The sequence below is a fragment of the Haloarcula salinisoli genome (genome assembly GCF_019599405.1).
Lineage (GTDB): Archaea > Halobacteriota > Halobacteria > Halobacteriales > Haloarculaceae > Haloarcula > Haloarcula salinisoli.
The window spans coordinates 159,511-179,831 of sequence record NZ_RKLQ01000006.1; the positions used below are offsets into that span (position 1 = coordinate 159,511).

20 protein-coding genes and 2 pseudogenes are annotated in these 20,321 nt (G+C 61.6%); 13 read left to right on the top strand and 9 right to left on the bottom strand.

Annotated elements, in window-relative coordinates; translation table 11 throughout:
- Nucleotides 1-4 precede the first annotated feature (4 nt).
- Nucleotides 5-1,180: an inorganic phosphate transporter gene (locus EGD98_RS20125; RefSeq protein WP_220590148.1), complete on the bottom strand. Its 1,176-nt coding sequence runs from the start codon at nt 1,178-1,180 to the stop codon at nt 5-7.
- Nucleotides 1,181-1,506: 326 nt separating this feature from the next.
- Here EGD98_RS20125 and EGD98_RS20130 point away from each other — a divergent pair, with 326 nt between their 5' ends.
- The 3 genes from EGD98_RS20130 to EGD98_RS20140 all read left to right on the top strand — a co-directional run bounded on the left by EGD98_RS20130 (nt 1,507) and on the right by EGD98_RS20140 (nt 3,156).
- Nucleotides 1,507-1,665: a hypothetical protein gene (locus EGD98_RS20130; protein ID WP_220590149.1), complete on the top strand. Its 159-nt coding sequence runs from the start codon at nt 1,507-1,509 to the stop codon at nt 1,663-1,665.
- A 655-nt stretch (nt 1,666-2,320) separates the two neighbouring features.
- Nucleotides 2,321-2,677, top strand: a complete 357-nt coding sequence (locus EGD98_RS20135; protein ID WP_220590150.1) for a DUF6788 family protein — start codon at nt 2,321-2,323, stop codon at nt 2,675-2,677.
- 95 nt (nt 2,678-2,772) lie between these two features.
- Entirely contained in the window at nt 2,773-3,156 is a 384-nt protein-coding gene (locus EGD98_RS20140; RefSeq protein ID WP_220590151.1) for a CBS domain-containing protein, read from the top strand.
- Nucleotides 3,157-3,624: 468 nt separating this feature from the next.
- Here EGD98_RS20140 and EGD98_RS20145 read toward each other — a convergent pair whose 3' ends face one another.
- Nucleotides 3,625-3,798 carry a hypothetical protein gene (locus EGD98_RS20145; RefSeq protein WP_220590152.1) on the bottom strand — a complete coding sequence of 58 codons (174 nt, stop codon included), beginning with the start codon at nt 3,796-3,798 and terminating at the stop codon, nt 3,625-3,627.
- 173 nt (nt 3,799-3,971) lie between these two features.
- Between EGD98_RS20145 and EGD98_RS20150 the strand changes: the two genes are divergently transcribed.
- Nucleotides 3,972-4,817, top strand: a complete 846-nt coding sequence (locus EGD98_RS20150; RefSeq protein WP_220590153.1) for a hypothetical protein — start codon at nt 3,972-3,974, stop codon at nt 4,815-4,817.
- Nucleotides 4,818-4,839: 22 nt separating this feature from the next.
- Here the strand turns inward: EGD98_RS20150 and EGD98_RS20155 are convergent, their stop codons facing one another.
- Both EGD98_RS20155 and EGD98_RS20160 read right to left on the bottom strand, forming a co-directional pair.
- The gene (locus tag EGD98_RS20155) at nt 4,840-5,394 is read right to left on the bottom strand and encodes a hypothetical protein (RefSeq protein WP_220590154.1); all 555 of its coding nucleotides are present in this window, start codon (nt 5,392-5,394) and stop codon (nt 4,840-4,842) included.
- 81 nt (nt 5,395-5,475) lie between these two features.
- Complete coding sequence (locus EGD98_RS20160) at nt 5,476-6,348, bottom strand: DUF2250 domain-containing protein (protein ID WP_220590155.1); 873 nt, start codon at nt 6,346-6,348, stop codon at nt 5,476-5,478.
- A gap of 593 nt (nt 6,349-6,941) precedes the next feature.
- Between EGD98_RS20160 and katG the strand changes: the two genes are divergently transcribed.
- Complete coding sequence (gene katG / locus EGD98_RS20165) at nt 6,942-9,068, top strand: catalase/peroxidase HPI (protein WP_220590156.1); 2,127 nt, start codon at nt 6,942-6,944, stop codon at nt 9,066-9,068.
- Between the two features lie 90 nt (nt 9,069-9,158).
- On the opposite strand, the gene EGD98_RS20170 is transcribed toward katG, so the two are convergent.
- From EGD98_RS20170 to EGD98_RS20180, 3 genes and pseudogenes are all read right to left on the bottom strand, one after another.
- Nucleotides 9,159-9,377: a hypothetical protein gene (locus EGD98_RS20170; protein WP_220590157.1), complete on the bottom strand. Its 219-nt coding sequence runs from the start codon at nt 9,375-9,377 to the stop codon at nt 9,159-9,161.
- Between the two features lie 225 nt (nt 9,378-9,602).
- Nucleotides 9,603-10,111, bottom strand: a pseudogene (locus EGD98_RS21360) (DUF8154 family protein).
- Nucleotides 10,104-10,799 carry a nucleotidyltransferase domain-containing protein gene (locus EGD98_RS20180; protein WP_236039686.1) on the bottom strand — a complete coding sequence of 232 codons (696 nt, stop codon included), beginning with the start codon at nt 10,797-10,799 and terminating at the stop codon, nt 10,104-10,106. The pseudogene EGD98_RS21360 and the gene EGD98_RS20180 overlap by 8 nt, the downstream one beginning before the upstream one ends.
- A 447-nt stretch (nt 10,800-11,246) precedes the next feature.
- On the opposite strand from EGD98_RS20180, the gene EGD98_RS20185 reads away from it, so the two are divergent.
- From EGD98_RS20185 to EGD98_RS20205, 5 genes and pseudogenes are all read left to right on the top strand, one after another.
- On the top strand, nt 11,247-11,522 hold the full coding sequence (locus EGD98_RS20185; RefSeq protein ID WP_220590158.1) for a winged helix-turn-helix domain-containing protein: 276 nt from the start codon (nt 11,247-11,249) through the stop codon (nt 11,520-11,522).
- Nucleotides 11,523-11,678: 156 nt separating this feature from the next.
- Nucleotides 11,679-11,992: pseudogene (locus EGD98_RS21365) on the top strand (hypothetical protein); the annotation flags it as partial.
- 320 nt (nt 11,993-12,312) lie between these two features.
- Complete coding sequence (locus EGD98_RS20195) at nt 12,313-13,644, top strand: hypothetical protein (protein ID WP_220590160.1); 1,332 nt, start codon at nt 12,313-12,315, stop codon at nt 13,642-13,644.
- A 194-nt stretch (nt 13,645-13,838) separates the two neighbouring features.
- Complete coding sequence (locus EGD98_RS20200) at nt 13,839-15,083, top strand: inorganic phosphate transporter (protein WP_220590161.1); 1,245 nt, start codon at nt 13,839-13,841, stop codon at nt 15,081-15,083.
- A 159-nt stretch (nt 15,084-15,242) separates the two neighbouring features.
- A complete protein-coding gene (locus EGD98_RS20205) occupies nt 15,243-15,446 on the top strand; it encodes a hypothetical protein (protein WP_220590162.1) in 204 nt (67 codons plus the stop codon).
- A 39-nt stretch (nt 15,447-15,485) separates the two neighbouring features.
- Here EGD98_RS20205 and EGD98_RS20210 read toward each other — a convergent pair whose 3' ends face one another.
- A complete protein-coding gene (locus EGD98_RS20210) occupies nt 15,486-15,929 on the bottom strand; it encodes a hypothetical protein (RefSeq protein ID WP_220590163.1) in 444 nt (147 codons plus the stop codon).
- A gap of 311 nt (nt 15,930-16,240) precedes the next feature.
- Here EGD98_RS20210 and EGD98_RS20215 point away from each other — a divergent pair, with 311 nt between their 5' ends.
- On the top strand, nt 16,241-17,080 hold the full coding sequence (locus tag EGD98_RS20215; RefSeq protein WP_220590164.1) for a phosphorylase family protein: 840 nt from the start codon (nt 16,241-16,243) through the stop codon (nt 17,078-17,080).
- A 104-nt stretch (nt 17,081-17,184) separates the two neighbouring features.
- Here EGD98_RS20215 and EGD98_RS20220 read toward each other — a convergent pair whose 3' ends face one another.
- On the bottom strand, nt 17,185-18,543 hold the full coding sequence (locus EGD98_RS20220) for a restriction endonuclease (protein ID WP_220590165.1): 1,359 nt from the start codon (nt 18,541-18,543) through the stop codon (nt 17,185-17,187).
- A gap of 315 nt (nt 18,544-18,858) precedes the next feature.
- Between EGD98_RS20220 and EGD98_RS20225 the strand changes: the two genes are divergently transcribed.
- Nucleotides 18,859-19,242 (top strand): DUF7957 family protein, encoded by a 384-nt coding sequence (locus EGD98_RS20225; RefSeq protein ID WP_220590166.1) that lies wholly within the window; start codon nt 18,859-18,861, stop codon nt 19,240-19,242.
- Between the two features lie 159 nt (nt 19,243-19,401).
- Nucleotides 19,402-20,321 (top strand): FAD binding domain-containing protein (locus EGD98_RS20230; protein WP_220590167.1); only part of this gene is annotated, 920 nt, incomplete at its 3' end.

Below are 20,321 nucleotides of genomic sequence, written 5' to 3' on the forward strand. Positions count from 1 at the left end.
ACTGTCACGCGACGCCGGGGACCACCAGAAAGAACACGTACGCCAGCGCTGTCGACATCGTCGGTCCGATGACCCACATGGAGACGTACTTGATGACGGCCCGGGGGTTGAACAGTTCTCTGGCGTCGAGCACTGGCTGTGGCTCGGGCTCGCCGATGGGCGCCGCGGCCTTCCCGGGCGCGGTATCGGCCGTGATGGCTCCCGGCGCGATTTCGTGGTCGGCTGTGTCGCGGGTGACGGCGCCACGGACGGTGATCGGTCGGGTGGCCCGCCCCCAGCCGATTCCGACGATTGTCATCACCGTCGCCATCACGAGGCTGATGGGGATGCCGATCCAGGAGAGCAGCGTGGTGATTGTCGAAGCGGTCACCATGACGAAAAGGGCTGCGAGCAGCGGAATCTCGCTCAGCTCGCCGCCGACGGAGGTCATCGTCCGTCGCGCGATGGTGAACCCGCCCAGCCCGATGGCCACCGTCGCGATGAGGATGCCGACATCTATCTCGAGACTGCCACCACTGACCAGCGGTGCGGCCGCGTTGGGCACGTTGCTCGCGCCGGCACTGAAGGCCATGTAACACCCGATGGTGAGGACGACGAGTGTCGTCACCAGTTCTCGGACGGTCGTGTTCGGACCGAGTGCGGGTCGGGGCAGCCTCCCCTCGCGGTCGAGGACGAGCAACGGTCCGCGGGACTTCTCGATTTGGACGCGACGGTCGATGACTGGGTAGACGTATCGGCCGACCGTCACGCCGATCCAGAATCCGAGGACCGGTGTCACGACCCACCACGAGATTATCTCGACGATGGTCCGGTAGTTCAGCGTGTCGGTCGCCAGTCCCAGCCCGGCGATGGCACCGACGGTAGTCATCGACGTCGGCACCGGCACCCCGAAGATGTTGGCGACGAGGATGCCAAGCCCGATGAAAAAGAGGACCGCTACACCCGCCGACAGCGAGAGCTCCATCGTGATGATGCCCTCGCTGAGCGTCGTCATAACGTTCCGGCCCACGGTCCAGCCGCCGAGGAAAACGAACACCGTCATCACCGCCGCAGCTGTCGATTTGCGCACGATTCCTGCGCCAACCGAGGGCCCCCACGTTATCCCCGTGGAAGAGCCCCCGATGTTGAAACCGACGAACACCGCGGCGACGACACCGATTGCCAGGAGGTACTCGACCATCTGTCAGACTAGGCGGTGCGGGACGGGATAAAATATAGCACAGCTGACTAGTTACTCGGGCGGATTCGATATCGCGGTCAAACGGTCCGGGGACACTGTGGGGCCTGGTCCCGTGCGACGGGTGGCGTCACGGAGAACACATGGCTTGTCCCGTCGTGGGACCGTTGCCCTTGTCGTCCCTGGGAAAGCGGTGGTGATAATCCTGCTTCTGTCGGGTACGTACCAGCTGCTCGGGCTGCCTAATGTCGGTGATGGCTCCCGGGTCCCGGCAATCGCCTCCGGCCACAGGCGGCAGTGTTTTGCGCCACGGGCACCGACGGACGAGCGTGACTGGACTGCGATTTCTGGCCTGTGACCGATGTGGGACGGTCCACGCGGAGCCGCTCCTCCCGAGCCGGTGTCGCCACTGTCGTGCCGACGGGCTTGTCGATATCACCGACCGCGTGCAGGACGACCGATACTTTACCCGACCGAAACGGTCCTGATGCCGGCCGTCTCCGTATGCAGGGCTCTTGTAGACGTCTCGGGGGCCAAACAGCCCGAAACACTGCGTGATAGCGGAACGGTCGGACCGGTTCGTGACCCCATAGAACACACAGGGAACGGGTCCCACAGGTGCCAGACACAGTGGTGAGGTCCAGTTCCCGTACCAAACGCAGCACTGTACGATTATGTCTCTTCTGGGGCCGCTACTGCCGCTCCTGGCGGTTTGATGAAATGAGTGGCTGGCAACGGTTGCCAGCCGAGTAGGGTGCCTCTGACAGCCTGCTTTGTACGGCGGTTATTTTCAGGCCTATAGACACATAAACGTTCCAGTAACCCACGTGTCACTTTATAATTCAGGACTCAACATCGTGAGCGACTCTCTTTAGGTGTCCCAGACTGGTAGCCTTGGTCTTCCGCGGATGGGGCGAGCGTGACCAGTGCCCGCCCCGAGACGACGGGCCCGGCCCATCCGTATAGAGTTAGCAGACACTTTGGACGATACTGTGGGCGATGAACCCGGGCCCGTCAGGGGGAAAGGTTCCCGAGAGTATGATGGTTTTGCCTGTATTATCATGCTATTTGGCTTCAGGGACGACCCGCTGTCGCGGCCAGCTAACCAACACTTCGAAGGTGTACCGCTCCGTTGGTTAGCGTATGACCGACCGCTCACAGGCATCCCAGGCCCGTGACCACCTGGAACGGATCGACGTCGGCGGCGACGCGGAACTGGCAGCGCTTCGAGCGACAGCCGTAGACGCCGTGGACGAACTCATCGACCATATCGAGGCGAGTAGCGAGGACCCGGCGTCCGTCGAACCGGATACGCCGGAGTCGTGGGAGGAACGGGAGTGGGAGGACTCGGTCGAGTCCGCCCGTGAGAAAGCCGGCATCGCCGCGTCGAAGGGGACACTTACAACGAAGACGATCAACGGCCGCGACTACTACTATCTCCAGTGGCGCGACGGGGACAAAGTCAGGAGTCAGTACGTCGCGCCGGTCGATCCCGCCTGACGGCCGGGTGGTACAGGCACGACGGGCCCCGTGACGGCATCTCACCCACCGTAGCCGTCTCAAAATTCTTGTAGCTGTCTGTATAACGATAGCATATGACAGGCCAACTGGTCGCTGACGTGATGACCAGCCCAGTGTTGACTGTCTCGGCCACCGACCCGACCAGCGACGTCGCCAGAGCCATGGCTCGCGAGGACATCAAGTCGGTCGTCGTCATCACCGAGGACTGCAGCGTCGAGGGTATCTTCACCGCGACCGATTACATGGAGCTCGGCGTCGCCGCTTCGCACCCCGAATCGACGACTATCGGCGACTGCATGACGACCAGCGTCGTGACCGTATCGCCGTCGGACAGCGTGACCGCGGCGGCCGACCAGATGGTCGACCACGACATCAGCCATCTCCCCGTCGTCGGGTCGGACGACCAGGTCACTGGTATTGTCTCCAGCACCGATCTGACGGTCTGTCTCGCGCCGTAGGCAACCCTCGCGAGCTCGAACAGGGAGGCCACGCCGCCCTCACTCTCCGGGTTGTCGTCTTCAGGAGCGCCGACAACGGTGGTGGTGCCGCCACTGCCCCGCCGCCCTTCAGCCGCCGCTGGTTCTCCCCGTTCACGGCAGCGAGTTTCGCCCGCTGGTCCCGGCTGGAGTTTGAAGGCCAGCGACAGACCTGTCGCCACGACCGGGAGATAGGACCATATACACTGCCCTGGAGGGGACTGGATATGGGTCACAGTGGTGTGCCAGCACCTTCACAGGGTCGGACTGGGTCGTCAAGCGAGCCGCCAGGGAGCTGCTCCCGATGACGGACACACATTGACCATACCGGAACGTTCGGTTCCTTCTGGAACTCGACGACATCTCGATAGCAGGGTTCGCCACGTGCCGAATTCCGGAGAGCACGACCGACACGCCCAGCGGCCGCCTTCTGAAACGGATCGATCGGGCCTAGCGGTTGGGTGGCCAGTTACAGCGGCTACAGCGGTTCCCCTCGCTCCGGTCGATACGATCGCGGAGTGTCGCCCACGTTCCCTCGACAGTGTCTCCGTCAGGGTCGGCGCCACAGCCACGGCTGCCGAGGAGATGCCAGGTGCCTGAGGACTCGGTCTGGGCCGCGTGCATGGGTAGTCGGTCTCAGGTGGACGGTATAGTTGTGGCGAGGCCGCGACGTAGGGTCGAGTCAGTTCAACTGGACTGTTGGAATATCACCGCTGCCGGCCCGGCAGACGCCCGGGACGACAGGGGAGTGCCTGTCGCCCACGCCCTTTACCACCCGTGGACGTATAGCTCGGGGTGTGAAGCAGTGTCCTGAGGCACCGACGCTTGCTGAGACGGGCGAGTTCTCCGGGCACGTCTGGGTGCAGGAACTCCCGACCGGCGGACAGTTCCGGTTCACAGTCGCCCCCTCCGGGTTCGTGACGTTCGCGACACCCGATGGGTCCTTCGACGCGGCGGCTTCGGTACCAGCGGCGTTCCGACGTGCGGCCCACCAGATAGCGGCCCAACTGGACCGAGACGCATTGGAGGCTGCAACGGATGCCCCGGACGACATCACGTTCTGTGGCATCGCCACCCGGAACGAGGGTGTCGATTACGACTGGGCGGCAGTACCGCCCTTCGTCGGGACAGACGTGTGGTCCGGGCGGTCGGAAGCGTTCCTGTCACCGGACGCGGCGACCGGCGTCTTCGACCGATTGGGGTTGCCAACACTCCCGGCGGTCGAGAAGGAACAGCCGGCCGCACATATCGACCTGGCCCGGTTCGACGAGTCGGCCGGGTTCCCACCATCGGCGTGGCGTGACGGTCCGGCGGCCGGCGTCTTGATTCGGGATAAGGCCGGGAATCGAGCCGCGGCGTGGTGTGTCGAACCCGGTGACCCACCGTCGGATGCAGAGCGCCACTCGGCCGCGGAGTTGGCAGCGGCGTACGCGACCACCGACCGTATCGAGCAGACCGTTACGGCGATGTCTGGCGATGGGACCTCCGTGACGGTGGACGGAATTCGTGACCGGCTCGTCGCAGACGTTGCTCGCGAGGCGTATGCGGAGCTTTTCGCGGACGGGGCGTTCATCGCCTCACTCACTGCCTTCGAGTCGGCCGTGGCCGAACGGGTCCAGCGCCACCAGTCTCCCGCCGACTAGGCTCTTCATCCGTGGCGGCCCGTTACTCCCTGAACTCTGCGGGCAGGTCGGTACCGGGATTCGGTGTCGTCGTCGTCTTGAACTCCGTGAGAAAGCGCTCGCCCCACTGGCTCGCCCCGTCGAGACACTCCCTGCAGTAGCTCGGTATCGGGGCGATGTCGTGGGCTACTTTCGTGCCCGTCGTCACGAGTGTCAGGTCCTGCTCATCGAGCGGCGGTTTCGTCTTCTCTACTGGGGCCTCCACATCGTTTGCTGGGTACGGAGTGATGCGGTCGTCGCCGACCTCGACGAGTCGATAGCCGCGTTCGCGGTCTCTGAACCCCTCGAATTCGGACCGGTGGAGGTCCGTCACGATGAGGGCGTTACACCACGACTCGCTGTTCCGGACCACGTTCAACACGGCCTGCTGGTCGGCGTCGGTCGGTCGCCAGCTCGCCGTCTGATTGCAGATGCGCTCGAAGCCCTGTAGTCTGACCGGCCAGACGCGCCCGGCGAGCTCGTCGAAGAGTTGTTCCAGTTCAGTGGGTGCGAGGAGACTGCCGTAGACCAGTACCGCGAGTCGTGGCCGGTCTTCCATTGCTGGGAGGCAGTCGATTCCATGAGTTGAAAGCTCTGGCTGATTGGAGCAGGATGTGGTCCCGGAGTCGAGACCACCACCTTATTTCGCCGACTCGTCGACACGACGACGTACCTCGTCACCACGGTCGGTCGTGACGTAGTACGTATGCTTGCGGTGGGTCTCTGTCTTGGGTTTCAGCGACCGCTCGGTCCCCTTGATGGTGCTTCCCTCGTATTTCATCACCAGACCGACCTGCCGGAGGGCTCGATACAGGTGACGGACGTACTCGAACTCCATCTCGAGGTCTCTGGCGGACATCCGCGGGTAGTCCGGACCGCCACGGGCCAGCCGCTCGACGAGCGTGTGCCCGTCGGGGAGGTGTCGCAGGACGTTCACCTGTCCGTCGGCGTCGTCGAGGAACCGCAGGAGGTGGTCGCCCTCCCGTGAGAGCCGGTAGTAGGTGTGATGCTGGCGCACCTCGTCGGCCGCTTTGGCTTTGACGTTTCGCTGTTTGACCGTGCCCGACTCGACACGTTCGAGCAGCCCTGCCCGCTCCATCTCCTCGCAGAGTTCCTCGACGTGTGCACGGTCTGCGTCGAGGTGGCCAGCCATCGAGCGGGGATAGTTCCCCTCGACGGTATCGAGATGGTAGCAGATGAGATACGCGACGGGGTCGGCGGGCAGCGGCGCCAACTGGCCGACGATCTGTTCTCTCCGTTCGCGTTCGGCTTCGAGCTCCTTGGCCCGTTCGTACCGGCTCTGGGCGTTGGCCGCAGGGTCCTCCTCGAGGTCGAGGGTTATATCGATCGGGTCGCCCTGGGGCGTGTCGAGGGTAATCGTCAGGGTGCCGGTGTCCCAGTGGTCGCCGTCCTCGGAACGGGCCTGTTCGAGGGCCTCTTGTACCTGCTGGTAGCGGGTCATGATGGTGCCCGCTTCCAGGCGGAGGCGGTCGGACTCGGCCTGTGCAGACATTGTGGGTAGGTACTGGACAAAGTGATGTAAGTCCCCGTGCCGTCGGGAGGTTGCAGTCGTTGCTCTGTTAGGACGGGGTATGCCATGGTGGCGCTACTGTGACCGCCCAGCTCATGGTGGCATCGGACGTGCATGCTTAGTAATCCTGTTACACCATGCTACAGTCATTTCACACTGGCCAGCTAAATATCACTTGGGAGAGAGGTAGTGCGTCTCCCCGATGCTTGGACAGCTACCGTCGATGCTCCCACCGATCCCCCCATGTGTCTCCCATTCCATCTTTTAACTCGGGAGCGAACCCGAACAGTGGCCGCATCCATGGCCTGACGACAGCTGGGGGGACTGCAGGGAACGTATGTGTGACGAGAGGTACTAGTACACATCACCGCGTCTCACGTTGGTCATTGTCGGTTCCTGAGATGGTGCTCTGTGAGAGATGGCTTATTTGTCTAAGGGTTGTCCACCATTCAGAGAAACCCTGGAACGACCCACTATCACACTGCGCGGTTCTTTTTTGACGCCATCTCTTTGTCCCTGGTAAACACGACAACAATTCGACAACATTAAAATACAAAATCGATAACGCATGGTTGATGTCTCGACCCTCCCACGAGTGGTGGCCGAACAGGTTACAATTGGATATCCTCGACCAGAACGCCCAGAACCTCGGTCCGTACGACGAAGACTTCGATTACGCCGAGGCGTTCCAGACCCTCGATCTGGAAGCGGTGAAGGCAGATCTGAAAGACTTGATGACGTCCTCACAGGACTGGTGGCCGGCTGACTACGGGCACTACGGGCCGCTTTTCATCCGGATGGCCTGGCACAGTGCTGGCACCTACCGAACTGTCGATGGGCGTGGCGGGGCCTCGGGCGGCACCCAGCGGTTCGCGCCGCTGAACAGCTGGCCCGACAACGGCAACCTCGATAAAGCGCGCCGGCTGCTGGAGCCAATCAAACAGAAGTACGGTCGCAAGCTGTCGTGGGCCGACCTTATCATCCTCGCCGGGAACGTGGCGCTGGAATCGATGGGTATGGAGACGCTCGGCTGGGCCGGCGGACGCGAAGACAGCTTCAAGCCCGACGAGTCTGTCTACTGGGGGCCCGAAACAGAGTGGGAAGCACCGCAATCGGAGCGATTCGATGCCGACGACGAGCTTCAGGAACCACTTGGGGCTACCGTCATGGGACTCATCTACGTCGACCCCGAGGGCCCGGACGGGGACCCCGACCCGCTCAAGTCGGCCAAACGTATCCGCCAGGCGTTTGGCCGCATGGCGATGAACGACGCGGAGACGGCCGCACTCATCGCCGGCGGGCACACCTTCGGGAAGTCACACGGAGCCACGGGCGACGACATGGGCCCCGAACCCGAGGCGGCCCCCATCGAGGCACAGGGACTGGGGTGGCCAGACGCCGGCACGGGGTCCGAGACGACCACCAGCGGCATCGAAGGAGCGTGGAACCAGTGGCCGACCATGTGGGACACGTCCTATCTGGATAACCTGCTCGACTACGAGTGGGAGCTGACGGAGAGCCCTGCCGGTGCGAAGCAATGGGAACCCGTCGACGAGGAGCTTCAGGAAACCGTTCCGGACGCTCACGACCCCGCCGAGAAGCACGCACCGATGATGATGACGACGGATATCGCGCTCAAGCGCGATTCCGAGTTCCGGGAGATTATCGAAGGCTATCGGGACAATCCCATGGAGTTCCTGGATGCCTTCGCCCGAGCGTGGTACAAACTCATCCACCGTGATATGGGGCCCCCGGAGCGATTCCTCGGCCCTGAGGTCCCCGAGGAGACCATGCTGTGGCAGGACCCGCTTCCGGATGCCGACTACGAGACCATCGGCGAACAAGCAGCCGCCGACCTCAAAGCGGAACTGCTCGACTCGGAGCTTTCGGTGTCCCAGCTGGTCAAGACTGCCTGGGCGTCGGCGGCGACCTACCGGGACAGCGACAAGCGCGGGGGGGCCAACGGCGGTCGGATACGGCTCGAACCACAGCGGAGCTGGGAAGTCAACGAACCCCAGCAACTGGAGACGGTGCTCTCGACGCTCGAGGAAATCCAGACGGAGTTCAACGACGCCCGTTCCGACGACGTGCGGGTCTCCATGGCAGACCTCATCGTACTGGGTGGCAACGCGGCTATCGAGCAGGCGGCCGCCGATGCCGGGTACGATGTCACGGTCCCGTTCGAGCCGGGGCGAACTGATGCCGCCCAGGACCGGACCGACGAGGAGTCCTTCGAGGCGCTCAAGCCGCGAATCGACCCCTTCCGCAACTACTTCGGCGGCGAGTACGACGGGCCTGCTGAGGAACTCATGGTCGACCGGGCGGACCTGCTCAATCTGACGCCGTCGGAGATGACGGTGCTTGTCGGCGGGCTGCGTGGGCTGGGTGCCACCTATCAGGACTCGGAACTCGGCGTGTTCACGGAGCGGCCAGGGACGTTGACCAACGATTTCTTCGAGAACCTGCTCGATATGGACTACGAGTGGGAGGCCACCTCGGGCCCCAGAGAGGTGTACGAAGTGCGTGACCGCGAAACCGGCGACGTGGTCTGGGAAGCCAGCCGCGTGGATCTCATCTTCGGCTCGAACTCCCGACTGCGGGCCCTCGCAGACGTCTACGCGAGCGAGGAGGAGAAATTCGTTCAGGACTTCGTCGATGCCTGGCACAAGGTCATGACCAACGACCGGTTCGACCTGGAGTAGCTGCTGCCCACCGGTGGGACTCCGGCAACAGGAGTTCGGCGAGTCCGAACCCCTGACGGTCTCACCCACGTCAGGGACGGCCTCCGAGGGCTACTCCTGGGATTCGTGCCCGGCCGGGCTGTCGGGTTCGAGATGTTCGGTGAGCCACCCGAGGTCCGTGCCGTCTGTCGCGGGGCCACCGTCCATGGCCTTGATGAGCTCGTCCGAGGCCATCACCGTCGTGTAGAGGTCACAGACCAGTCGCTTGAGCACTTCCGGGTCGTCCGGCAGGTCCTCGGGGTGGAGTTCCGCCGGGAGTTCGTCGCTCATATGTTGTGGAACGGTTTGACGGGGCAAGAAGGTATGGTCGGCAGGACTCGGGGTCACCGGCTACGAGACTTAGCGAAAACGCGACCAGTTCGGACGGGCGGTGGGGCTGTCGAGTGACGGCCGCAGCAGTTGCTTTCTTTATAATATATGCGCCGACTGAGGGGCCCCAAGCTACACCGGTTGATGACCCCACGGCGGCGTGGGTCGTGTGGATTACGAAGGATATCAGTCACAGAGACAGACGCCGCCCTCTCGAATCTGACTCGCCACAAACTGGTGAACAGCAGTTGCGAGCTCGGTCATTGCGTCGGCCTGTTCCTCGGTTGGACGACCACCACCGTAGTAACTCTCAGTCCGGTTCTCGCTGTAGAGCTCCTTCATTTCCTCCGCCGTAGTTCTCTCGAACAGTCCAATCTGGTGCGCACGGTCGTAACTGAACTGGTGGTCCTGGAAATCTCGGAGTGTATCGTTGGTCATCGAGAGCGCATACGCCTCTATCGACCGTTCTATCGCCCGAAACAGATCTCAATGACGGCAGTGTAGTACCCGTCTTGCACTTGAAGTGTGTCGACAACTTCGAGGAGTCTACATGCTTTGGTCAGTTGCGTCTCCCAGTCTGTGTCAGCACTGATTCCCTCTTCGAACACCGTCCTACCTCTGCCGACCATCTCGAAGGCATCCTGGGCCCGCTCAAGCGCGTCGAGCACGGCAGCAGGGTCCGAACCGTTACTCATCGTCGCCCCCCTGCTCCAGAAGGAGGTTTTCGACGGTTTCGAAGTCGCTCGTCCTGTAGACCGGAACGCCTGAGATGATAATTTCCCGAATGTCATCGGTGTAGGCTGGAATCGCTTGGACAGCCTCAACGTCGATATCGTAGGCGTATCGGTCCCCATCGAACACCTTGTCCTCAAGCTCACGGGCAATGGTGTTCGCTTCCCGCTGACTATCTGCCCGCCCGGAACGAGTGAGGACCCAGATATCAATATCGCTCCGTCGGTCAGCATCCCCACGAGCAACGCTGCCGTACAGGATGATTCCGACGACGTCGCTGATGTTGTCACGGAGCTCCGTTACCGCAGTTTTGACGGGCTTGTGATACTCAGGCTGGGGAATCCGAAGAATCGGATCGTCCGGGATAGACAATCGCTCTCTGTTGATTTGTACGAGTCGCTGGTTGCTTTCGGGTGATTCAATGATTAGGTCATTCGAACCGAGAACATTCACTGCCCGTCGGACGGACTGGTGTGAATGGCCGATCTGTGTCGCGAGTTCTCGCAACGAAAAGTCGCTAAACCGGTGGTTGGTTAAAAATAGAAGGATATCGCTCGTTGCTTTGTGTTTGAATAAATCTGGATTTGAAGTGGGTATCGGAAGCGAAATAGACGCACCGATTGAATCGCTGCCTTTCGTCTGACGGCCCATATGCCGTATCACGGACCACTAGTATAAAAATATTATATGTGATTCAGAGTTTGCGTAAGTAATCACCTCGGTATCAACACCACCATATCTGAGGAGACTGGTATCAGTGAACGGACCTCAATACGTTTAGTCGATAGGAGAAGCAGACACCACGACTTATCATCTACCGCCGATGGCGGGGTATTCATACTGATCAGGATTATCTCGGCCAAAGACGGACTGCGTGCGCCTGACGGTCCGCCCTTCGAACTCCCGCATAGACTGCGGGGCTTTCGAGTGCAAGCTAAGTGTTTTCGAAAGTGGGTCAGCAACCACTGGTTATGCAGCACATACGCATCGGCTCCGGATATTGTCCACAGTATACTAACCCACATCGACGCCCTCGACCTTCGACATGACCGTCCAATCCCCTCGTGGAACACACCATCGACATTCGGGAGGTCCCGCATGAGCGACGAGTGGGATGACGTGAGTTACGTCATCAGTTCCAAGTACCGTGTCGATACCCTCGACAGACTGCAAACGGGTCCTGCGACACCCTCGCTCGTCGCGGCCGACACCGACCGCGCCATAGCCCACATCTCGCGGGCCCTCCAGGAACTCCAGGAGGAAGGACTGGTCACGTTACTTGTCTCCGAAGAACGCCGGAAGGGACGTGTCTATGGGGTAACTGAGAAGGGAGCGGATGTGATAGAGAAGATTCACGCCCAGGATATGGTGTGAGCGAGTTCTTTCTGTGACTCCCCAGGGTATAGGGGTTCCAAAATGAAAGATTCTCCCCACTGAAGCACAGTCAGACTGCGATAGCCAACTGAACACTGGCGTTTACAGGCGACTGTCGAGGTCGTCGCAGACGCCTCAACACTCGTCAGTCTCGGCATCGTCGCTGGACCTACTCCCGGCCACTCGGGACGTGTCTGGCTCGGGACGATGGTACCGTCCCAACGGCGGTTATCGAGGAACTTCGTGAGATAGCCTCGGACGACGATGCACACGGTCGTGCAGCGACCACTGTCCTCGACCGCACTGACGGACTCGTGACACGGTCAGTCAGCCTCGACGCGGACTTCCCGCCCGACGATGGCGAGGCGGCTGCTGTCGCCCGTGCGAACGACATCGATGCCGCATGGTTCCTCTGTGACGAATCCACCCACCTCGGCTTGCTCTACGCGTCGCTCGCCGATACCCGGCTGTGAACTACTATACCCTGCTCCCGGAGACCTAGTTCCGATACTGGTCTCCACGAGTAGGCAGAGACGTATACTGGCGGACAGCTCTGGGGATACTCCGCCGAATACGCGTGGGTGTCCCTCGGACAGCACCTCGAAGGGGCCACCACCGGCGATACGTATTGGAATGGGGTCATTAACGCACAGCTTGTGGGCCCGCCCGCGCTGACGTGGGTCGGTCTTGGAGGTGTCACGACACCTGAAAAGACGAGTACTCACAGCACCCTTTATTCAGGCCGACGAGAGTCAGAAAATACTTTTCCGATTGGTCACGAGTCTAATATATGGAACGGCGACGACTGGTCGCAACGCTCGCTCTCCTCGCGCTGGTCGCGCTGGCGGGATGTGCAACGGTCCCGAGCCCGGGAACCGTCTGTTCGGGCTGTACGGAGATGCCGGAGCAGACGGACAACGTGAGCGTCGACGATAGCGTCACGCACTTTTATGTCGAAAGCGAGGGTGACGCACGTGTCGAGGCACGAATGCAGCTGTCGGGCAGCGGTGTCGACTCTCTGCGAACGGACCGGGGGAAGTTACAGGCTCTCGTCGGACGAATAAAAGAGGGGTATGGCCCCTCGGCGTTCGAGCGTCGAAACCTCACGGGCCGAATGGATGGCGACACGCTCGTGGTCACGTACCGCGTATCGGACGTGGGCGAGCGACGATTCGACACGGTCGTCGTGGACGCGTTCTACAGGTACGACGGCGATGGTCCCGAAACCGAGGACAACTACGAGCAATCGTTTTATATCGGCACCGACCGGCTGGTCGTCCATGGTCCCGACGGGACGCGCTCGCTCGTCGACCCGCCGGACGGAACCAGCGACGGCGACCGGGTGACCTGGACGGGGGACGAGGTCTCCCCCCGGACGTACGTCGTGTTCGGCTCACACGAGGCACTCGCTCGTCCAGCTATCGCGCTGGAGGTGCTTAGCTGGGCCGTCGGATCTGCGGTTCCGGGGGCACTGTTACTTGGCGTTCCGCTGGTTGGCCTCGCCAGCGCCTTTGCGGTCTACTATCCACGCCGGCTGGACGATGGCTGGAACCCGCGTGAGGACTGGGTGTTGAGGGCTCAGCTGGCGCTTGGTGGGTTGCTCGTCGCGCACTTCCTCTTCCTGGCGATGCTGGGTAATCTCGGCGGGCTGTTCACGCTGGGTCTCCTGGCCCTCGTTATCTGGCGCTATCGTCCTGGCGAGGGAATATTCCCACGCGTCCGTGGAGTCGCTGAATCGGTACCTGGGGCGCTCCTGTCACCCGAGATAACGGACGAGCGACTGACTGCTGTGGCCGTCGCTATCGTGTTCGCGGCTCTGACAGCTGTCGTCGTGGTCGACTACCGGGGGACTGTGACGTTTTGGGTATTCCTCGTCACCAGTGGCAACATCCTGGTGACGTTTCCGGTCCTGGGTCTCCTCGTCTCCAAGCCCCGACTGTCTGTGGCGAGAACCGCTCTCGTCACGGCCCTCGCGGGGACGGTTTGGTTGTCTATCTTGGCGGGGGTGGTCGATTCGGGCGCCCTCGGAGGAGGCGGTCTCCTGTGGGGGCTCCTGTTATTGAGTTTTATATTCCTCCCTTCGCCCCTGTTCTACGGGACTCTCTGGCTCACGGCAGAGTGACAGTCTGTCACTCGTCGCTATCGCGGACCGACCGGCTCTTTCCTGGCCGAACGCGATAGCGCTCGTTTGCTGGCACTCGGCGAAATCCGATTCCGCTCCGTACCCAACCGCAGGCGTCCAGAGTGGCCCAGTACCCGCCTGAAGCTGGTGTCAGAACTTATAACACGCCGTCCGGTAATGATGCTTCTAAAACGATGGTAGAGCTGCTAACCGTCGTCGGTATCGGTGTCGCCGTATTCGTCGGGTTCAACATCGGAGGGTCATCGACAGGCGTGGCGTTCGGGCCGGCTGTCGGTTCGCGCCTGGTTCGGAAGACGACTGCGGGAGCGTTGTTCGTCGGCTTTGGCTTTCTGGGGGCCTGGACCGTCGGGCGGAACGTCATCGCGACGATGAGCAGTAGTATCGTGCCGGCGACCCAGTTTACGCCCATCGCGAGTGTCGCCGTGCTGTTTTTCACCGGGGCGTCGCTGTTGATATCGAATCTCTATGGCGTCCCAGCATCGACCTCGATGACCGCCGTCGGCGCCATCGTCGGCCTGGGTCTGGCCTCGGGGACCCTGAATCAGGCGCTGATGTTCGTTATCGTCTCGGCGTGGATCGTCGCCCCGCTGGTGTGTCTGGTTATCGGGGTCGTCGTCGGCCGGTATCTGTACCCGTACCTCGACCGCTACATCGCCTTTACGACGTTCGATCTCCACTTCATCCAGCTCGACCGGTCGGGCGCGATTCCACGGCCCTCGATAAATCCGAACGCGTCGCCGCAGGATATCGTCGGGTCACTCTCGGTGGTCGTCATCGGCTGTTATATGGCGTTCTCGGCCGGGGCGTCGAACGCAGCCAACGCCGTGGCTCCCCTCGTCGGTGCAGGCGGCTCGCTCACTGTCGACCAGGGCGTCCTGCTCGCAGTGGTGGCGTTCGGGCTGGGCAGTTTCACGATTGCTCGTCGGACGCTGGAGACTGTCGGGGACGATATCACGGAGCTGCCGATTCTCGCCTCACTGATCGTCTCCGTCGTCGGTGGGACGGTTATCACCATCCTCTCCTATCTGGGGATTCCAGCGAGTCTCGCAGTCTCGACGACGTCGACGATTATCGGGCTTGGCTGGGGGCGGGCGAGTCGGGCGGCGACACTGGCGGAGTTAGCGACGCCAGCACCTGACGGGCCGGAGTTAGACGTCTCGACTGGCGCCCTGGTCACCTCACGCGCCGAGGACGCTCCTGCAGGCCCGACCATCGGGGATATCGCTCGAGACGAGAAACCAGCAGCGAAGCCGGACGACGCTCCGGCGGTCCCGGATGTCGGCGCCGAGGGGCCGGCAGATCTCGACCAGCGGAGTCTCTTCGACCCGGCAGCGGCCAAGCGTATCGTGACGATGTGGGTGTTGACGCCGTCGCTGGCGGTTGTGACATCGTATCCGGTGTTCGCGTTCCTGTTGTAAGTGGGCCCTCCGACAGTGGTAATTGAACAGGCCCACGACCTAAGCAGGTGTTTCACGGGCTGTCGACGGTTCGGCAGCGAACGGCGTCGCCGTTCCACTTTCAGTTTCACTCTCCACCTCCGGCTCACCTCCTTTTGCGGGCCGGCCAAAGCGACACACATGGGTAAAACAGACGACGAAGCAATCCGTATCACGGGAACGCCAGCCCGACGACGGAACTGGACGACCATCGTCCTCGAGGAACAATCAGATGGCCGCTGGCTAGCGACCCAGACCGGCGTCGCTGTCACAGGGCACGGCGAGACGGCGGCAGAGGCCGCTCGCGAGTACTGTCGACAGATATCTGAGAGTGACGATACGTAGAGCCGTCAGCGAGAAACCCGTGTGACAGGCCCGTCCCGACTACGGTCGGGAGTTGCTCGGGAGGGACTGGAGGAACTCACCGAATACAGATTGACAGTGCTCACAGAGTGTGTAGGTTGCGTACGCGGGCAGTTCGTCCCCAACGCGCCGATAGAGTTCGATACCGAGTCCGGCCCGGGGAGTCCTGTCCGTACAGAAACTGCAGGTCGAGGCTGCCGTCTGGTAGGCGTCGCCGATCGACGAGTCCGTCCGGATCGAGGGTTCTCTGTGTGGGTGCCAGCTGGTGAGCAGCGCGACCACCTCACTCGCACAGTCCGGACAGAGCGTGAGGCCGCCGTCGTTCGGGACACCGGCCGGAACGGACGTCGACTCGCTGGGATAGCACTGGAGGGCGAGTAGTCGCTCGGTCAACAGACAGTCACAGAACGTACACGACACCGTCCGCGAGTCGATTCCGGACGGCTGGCTCGGGTGGCTGCTCATAGGCGTGCTATGTCTGTGTTCCACATAGAACTGCGTCAGACAGCCGTCATCTGCTGGCAATGTATACGGAGTATATATCTGTATACGTTCGAGAAACGACAGGCAGCCTGCAGTTCGGAGAGAGACGGCCGAAGGAATTACCGCTGGACATCGAACGATTCAGCCAGTTCCGCTCGCATGAATTCCCGGTGGAGCTCCAGACGCTGGCCAGCACCAGACACTCATCGTCTCCAGTGAACCCTCGTGGACAAGCAGGCTCCGAATGGGCCGACCGCACTGAAATCTTTGTACCACGCACTGTGAATAGCGATATGACACTCGCTCCCGCTGTGGTTATTCTTCCAGCGTTCACTGACGCGGAGTACACGGGTGAGGCGTCAGAGGTAGCCCCCTGGCACGAACGATACGACTTCGACCAGCAGGTAGATATCGCCGGATGCAATCACGAGCTACAGTATGCCAGTGACCACGACATCGCCCTCGTCCCGACCGGAATCGGCAAGAGTGCGGCTGCCACGACGGTCGCCGCGCTCGCCGCTGGTGACGAGGTTACACTCGACGATGCGACGATACTGACAGTCGGTATTGCCGGCTGCAATCCTGCTGCCGGGACACTGGGCAGTGTCTTCGTCACGGATCGGGTCGTCGACGGCGATATCAAACTCCGTATCGGCGAGACCACGCGTCGGATGCAGTGGCTCGTCGATGAGTACGTCTGGGAACTCAACACCGAACTCGTCGACCGTGCGGTTGGGGCTTCACAGAACGTTTCGCTGGCCGATAGTGAGCGTGCCCAGGCAATTCGAACCGACTACGACGACAGCCGGTCACCGACTGTCGACACTGGTGTGACTGTCTGTGGCGACGAGGTCTATCACGGGACAACCGCAGCCACACAGGTTGGGCAACTCTGTGCGTCGTATGGTATCACCGAGTTCGCGACGACAGAGATGGAGGACGCTGGGACGGTGACAGCACTGGAGCGGTTCGGACTACTCGACCAGTACATTTCCGTCCGAGCCGCATCGAACTTCGACCGCGAACCAGCGGGGGGTGATCCGACCGAGAGTATCGAACGCGACGTCTTCGAGTTGGGTGCTGAGAACGCAGTTCGCGTCGGCCACGCGATCGTCCAGGAGTTGCTAGCGTGAACTGCACCTTCTGCAACGGCCACTAAATTCACGCTCTGTATGCAGCGGGCAGTGAGGTCGAGTTCCTCGTCTCGACGCACGATTGCGAACTGTCATCTGCCCTTCTAGATGAGTGCGACCCCAAACCCGGCAACGACCATGAGTAAGAGTGCCACAACACTCCCAGCCAGAACTGGATTTTCCATGGCTTTCTCGTGGATCGCCATCGAGTGGTATTCGTCGCGGAACGTCTCGAGATTGTCCTCGTCGTAGAAGTACTTCGTCTTCAGTGCGAACCGTTCAGTGACGGCACAGCCGGTACACACCGGCTCCTGTTCGAGTCGTTCGGTCTTGGTATGCGGTCCGCAGCTTATCGCGCCACAGTTCGCACAGTACGTGTACGAGTCCGTCGGGCCGCTCGTCTCGCAGTGCACGCACTGGTGGATGCCATCCTCGGTCGTCACGCGTGAGGGCCCGGCGGCGACGTACTGGTACGGATACGAGTACGTCTGGAGCTGCACAGTATGGCGGATATCGGGCAGGTAGACGGCCTCGATAGATTGGACGGAGATGTCCGAGCGGTTCGGTTCGCACGTTTTCGTGTACGTGACGTTGTTGTCGCCGGTGTAGGTCACGTCGGTCGTCTGTGCTGTCTGGAGCTGGTCGATGGCCCACTCCTTGTACTCCGTCTGGGTCTGGCCGAAGCGGCGTTGCTCGACGCTGTCGAAGGTGTCCTCGAACGCGTCCGCTGGGAGTTCGATTGCTGCGTGGCGGTTCTCGGCGACGAGTGTCGCAACATTCTCGGACGCGACCGTCGGATTCCCGCGGTCGGCGTGGATCACGAACTGTGTTCTGTCGTCGATGCGATGGACGACACCGACGGAGGTCTCGAATTCCGCATCGGTTTCGGCCGTGACCGTGACCGTCGGACGGAAGGTGGCGTGGGACTGGGGGTCGGGGACGGAACCGGCGTCGATGTTGTCGATATCTCGGAAGGCCTCGTGGACGGGCGCTGTCGGTGAGCTGGTCGGGTCGTATGGCCGCAGCGTCTCGTCACAGAGGATCTCGATGCGGCCGTTGTACAGATCGAGGCCGACCTCGTCGGCGATCTCACGGAGGGCTTGCCCGTCGATGATCTCGATTGGGTGTGGGTCACCGTTCTCGCGGAGTCGGTCGACGTACTCGTGGGCCGGCCCCGTGCAGCGGCCTGTTGTGACGACCATCCCGCGTCTGGGGCCGTCGAAATCGAACGTCGCGATCGCAGAGTGGAGTTTCTGGACGACCGGCCGCCCGACGGTGTCGGTGTGTTTGCACTCGACGACGATTGCCCGGCGTGTCCCGTCGACGACCTCTTCCATGAGGATATCCCGGCCTTCGTCGGCTGTCTTCTCGGCTTGACGGACGTTCTCGTAGCCGAGGTTCCGGAAGACGTCTTCCATCACGTCCTCGAACTCGAACCCGGACAGGTCATCTAGGACAGCCATGCGGTTCGTTGGTGGAATGCAACTGAAGGTACAAATGTGTTTGTCGGGCGGAGTTGGCTACTGTCTTGTCGGAACGAGGACGGACTGTGGTCCCTGCCAGGCGTTTCCCTATCTGGCACTCGGGCGGTAGTTCGGGATGAGGTGCAGCTGCCACCCGTGAGGTTTGGACCGGAGGGTGGGGGCCGGTCGAGCAGTTGTTTTAACCAACAAAGATGGGTGTAATCCGGTCAGTGTTGGTTAAGGGCCCAAGAACCCTCGTTGTAGCAACTTGCCTGACTGGTCCTGATCGGAGTATCTACGAGGGTGCTGGACGTGATGGACCGTAGCATAGTTGCCATGCCGGACCGAGACAGTCTGCCCGAGTACGACGCCCGTGGGGAGACGCTGGTTATTGGCGATACCCGAGTCGAGTTCGACCAGCCTATTGCGAAGGTGGTGATATATGAGAATCTGTATATCGTCCTCCTAGAGTATATGGATCTCTCGCAGTCACTCGAAAACCGGAATATTATCGCCTGTACGCAAGATGGTGACCGAAGCTGGCAAATCGAGCCATCACCGGCGAGTGACGAGCGTGCAAATCCGTTTGCTGGGCTTGCTGTGGAGGATGGTGCCTTGATCGGTGGGACCTGGCGAGGCGTGTCTGTTACCATCGACGCTGCGACGGGCGCGTGGGAGAATCCTCAGCTCACCAAGTAACCACGATTGGGACTGGTATTTGCAGCTGGTGAGCTGACCGCTAGACCGGTATTCGAACGACGCCACCGTCGTCAAGATGGCCCCGCTGGCGGCGTAGCCTCCAGCCACTGACGAATAGCAAGCCCGTGGTCTTTCACCGTCGGCCCACCAAAGAGATACGTGTCACATGAACGCGCTGGCCAGTCGTCGTCCGAACTCGAGGTCCTCATTTCCGGTGGGTCGATAGGCGGGCTCGCGACCGGCATTGCCCTAGCCGACGCGGGCCACAGGCCGACGATCTTTGAGCGGTCGACTGGGGAGCTGCGAAGCCGCGGGGGCGGTATCGTCGCCCAGGAGAACATTCGCCAGTTTCTCTCCCACCATACGACTGTCTCACCCGAGACGGTCACGACGAGTTCGAGTGAGCGTCGGTATCTCACCCAGTCTGGCGATATCGAACAGTCGATGCCCGAATCGATGGTGTTCACCTCCTGGGATGCCCTCTATCGGCAGCTTCGTGATGCATTTCCTGGGGAGGAGTACCGTATGGGCGAGGAGGTGGTCCATGTTACACCCGAGACGGTAACGGCCACGTTCGACGATGGGGGTGAACGGAGTGCTGATGTAGTTATTACGGCTGAGGGGGGCCGATCCAACACTCGAGAGCAACTGTTCCCGGAGGTAACACCGTCGTTCGCCGACTACGTTGCATGGCGTGGTGTCATCCCAGAAGCTGCAGTTCCGAGTGGCGTCCGTGACGAATTCGATGACACATTCACCTTCTACCAGGGGGCAGACCAACTCATTCTCGCCTATTTCATCCCGGGACCGGACGGCAGTACAACACCGGGCGAACGCCGCCTCAACTGGGTCTGGTACGACACAGTCGAGGCCGACGACAGGGGCGACGTCTTCACCAATCGAGCGGGAACCCAACGACGGCTTACCGTCCCACCAGGCCAACTCCGTGATCCCATACGCACCAGCCAGCGCGAACGGGCGGTGACGACGCTCCCACCGGTCTTCGAGTCAGTGGTGACCGAGACACCTGACTTGTTCGTCCAGGCAATCTATGACCTCAGCGTCCCCGAGATGGTCGT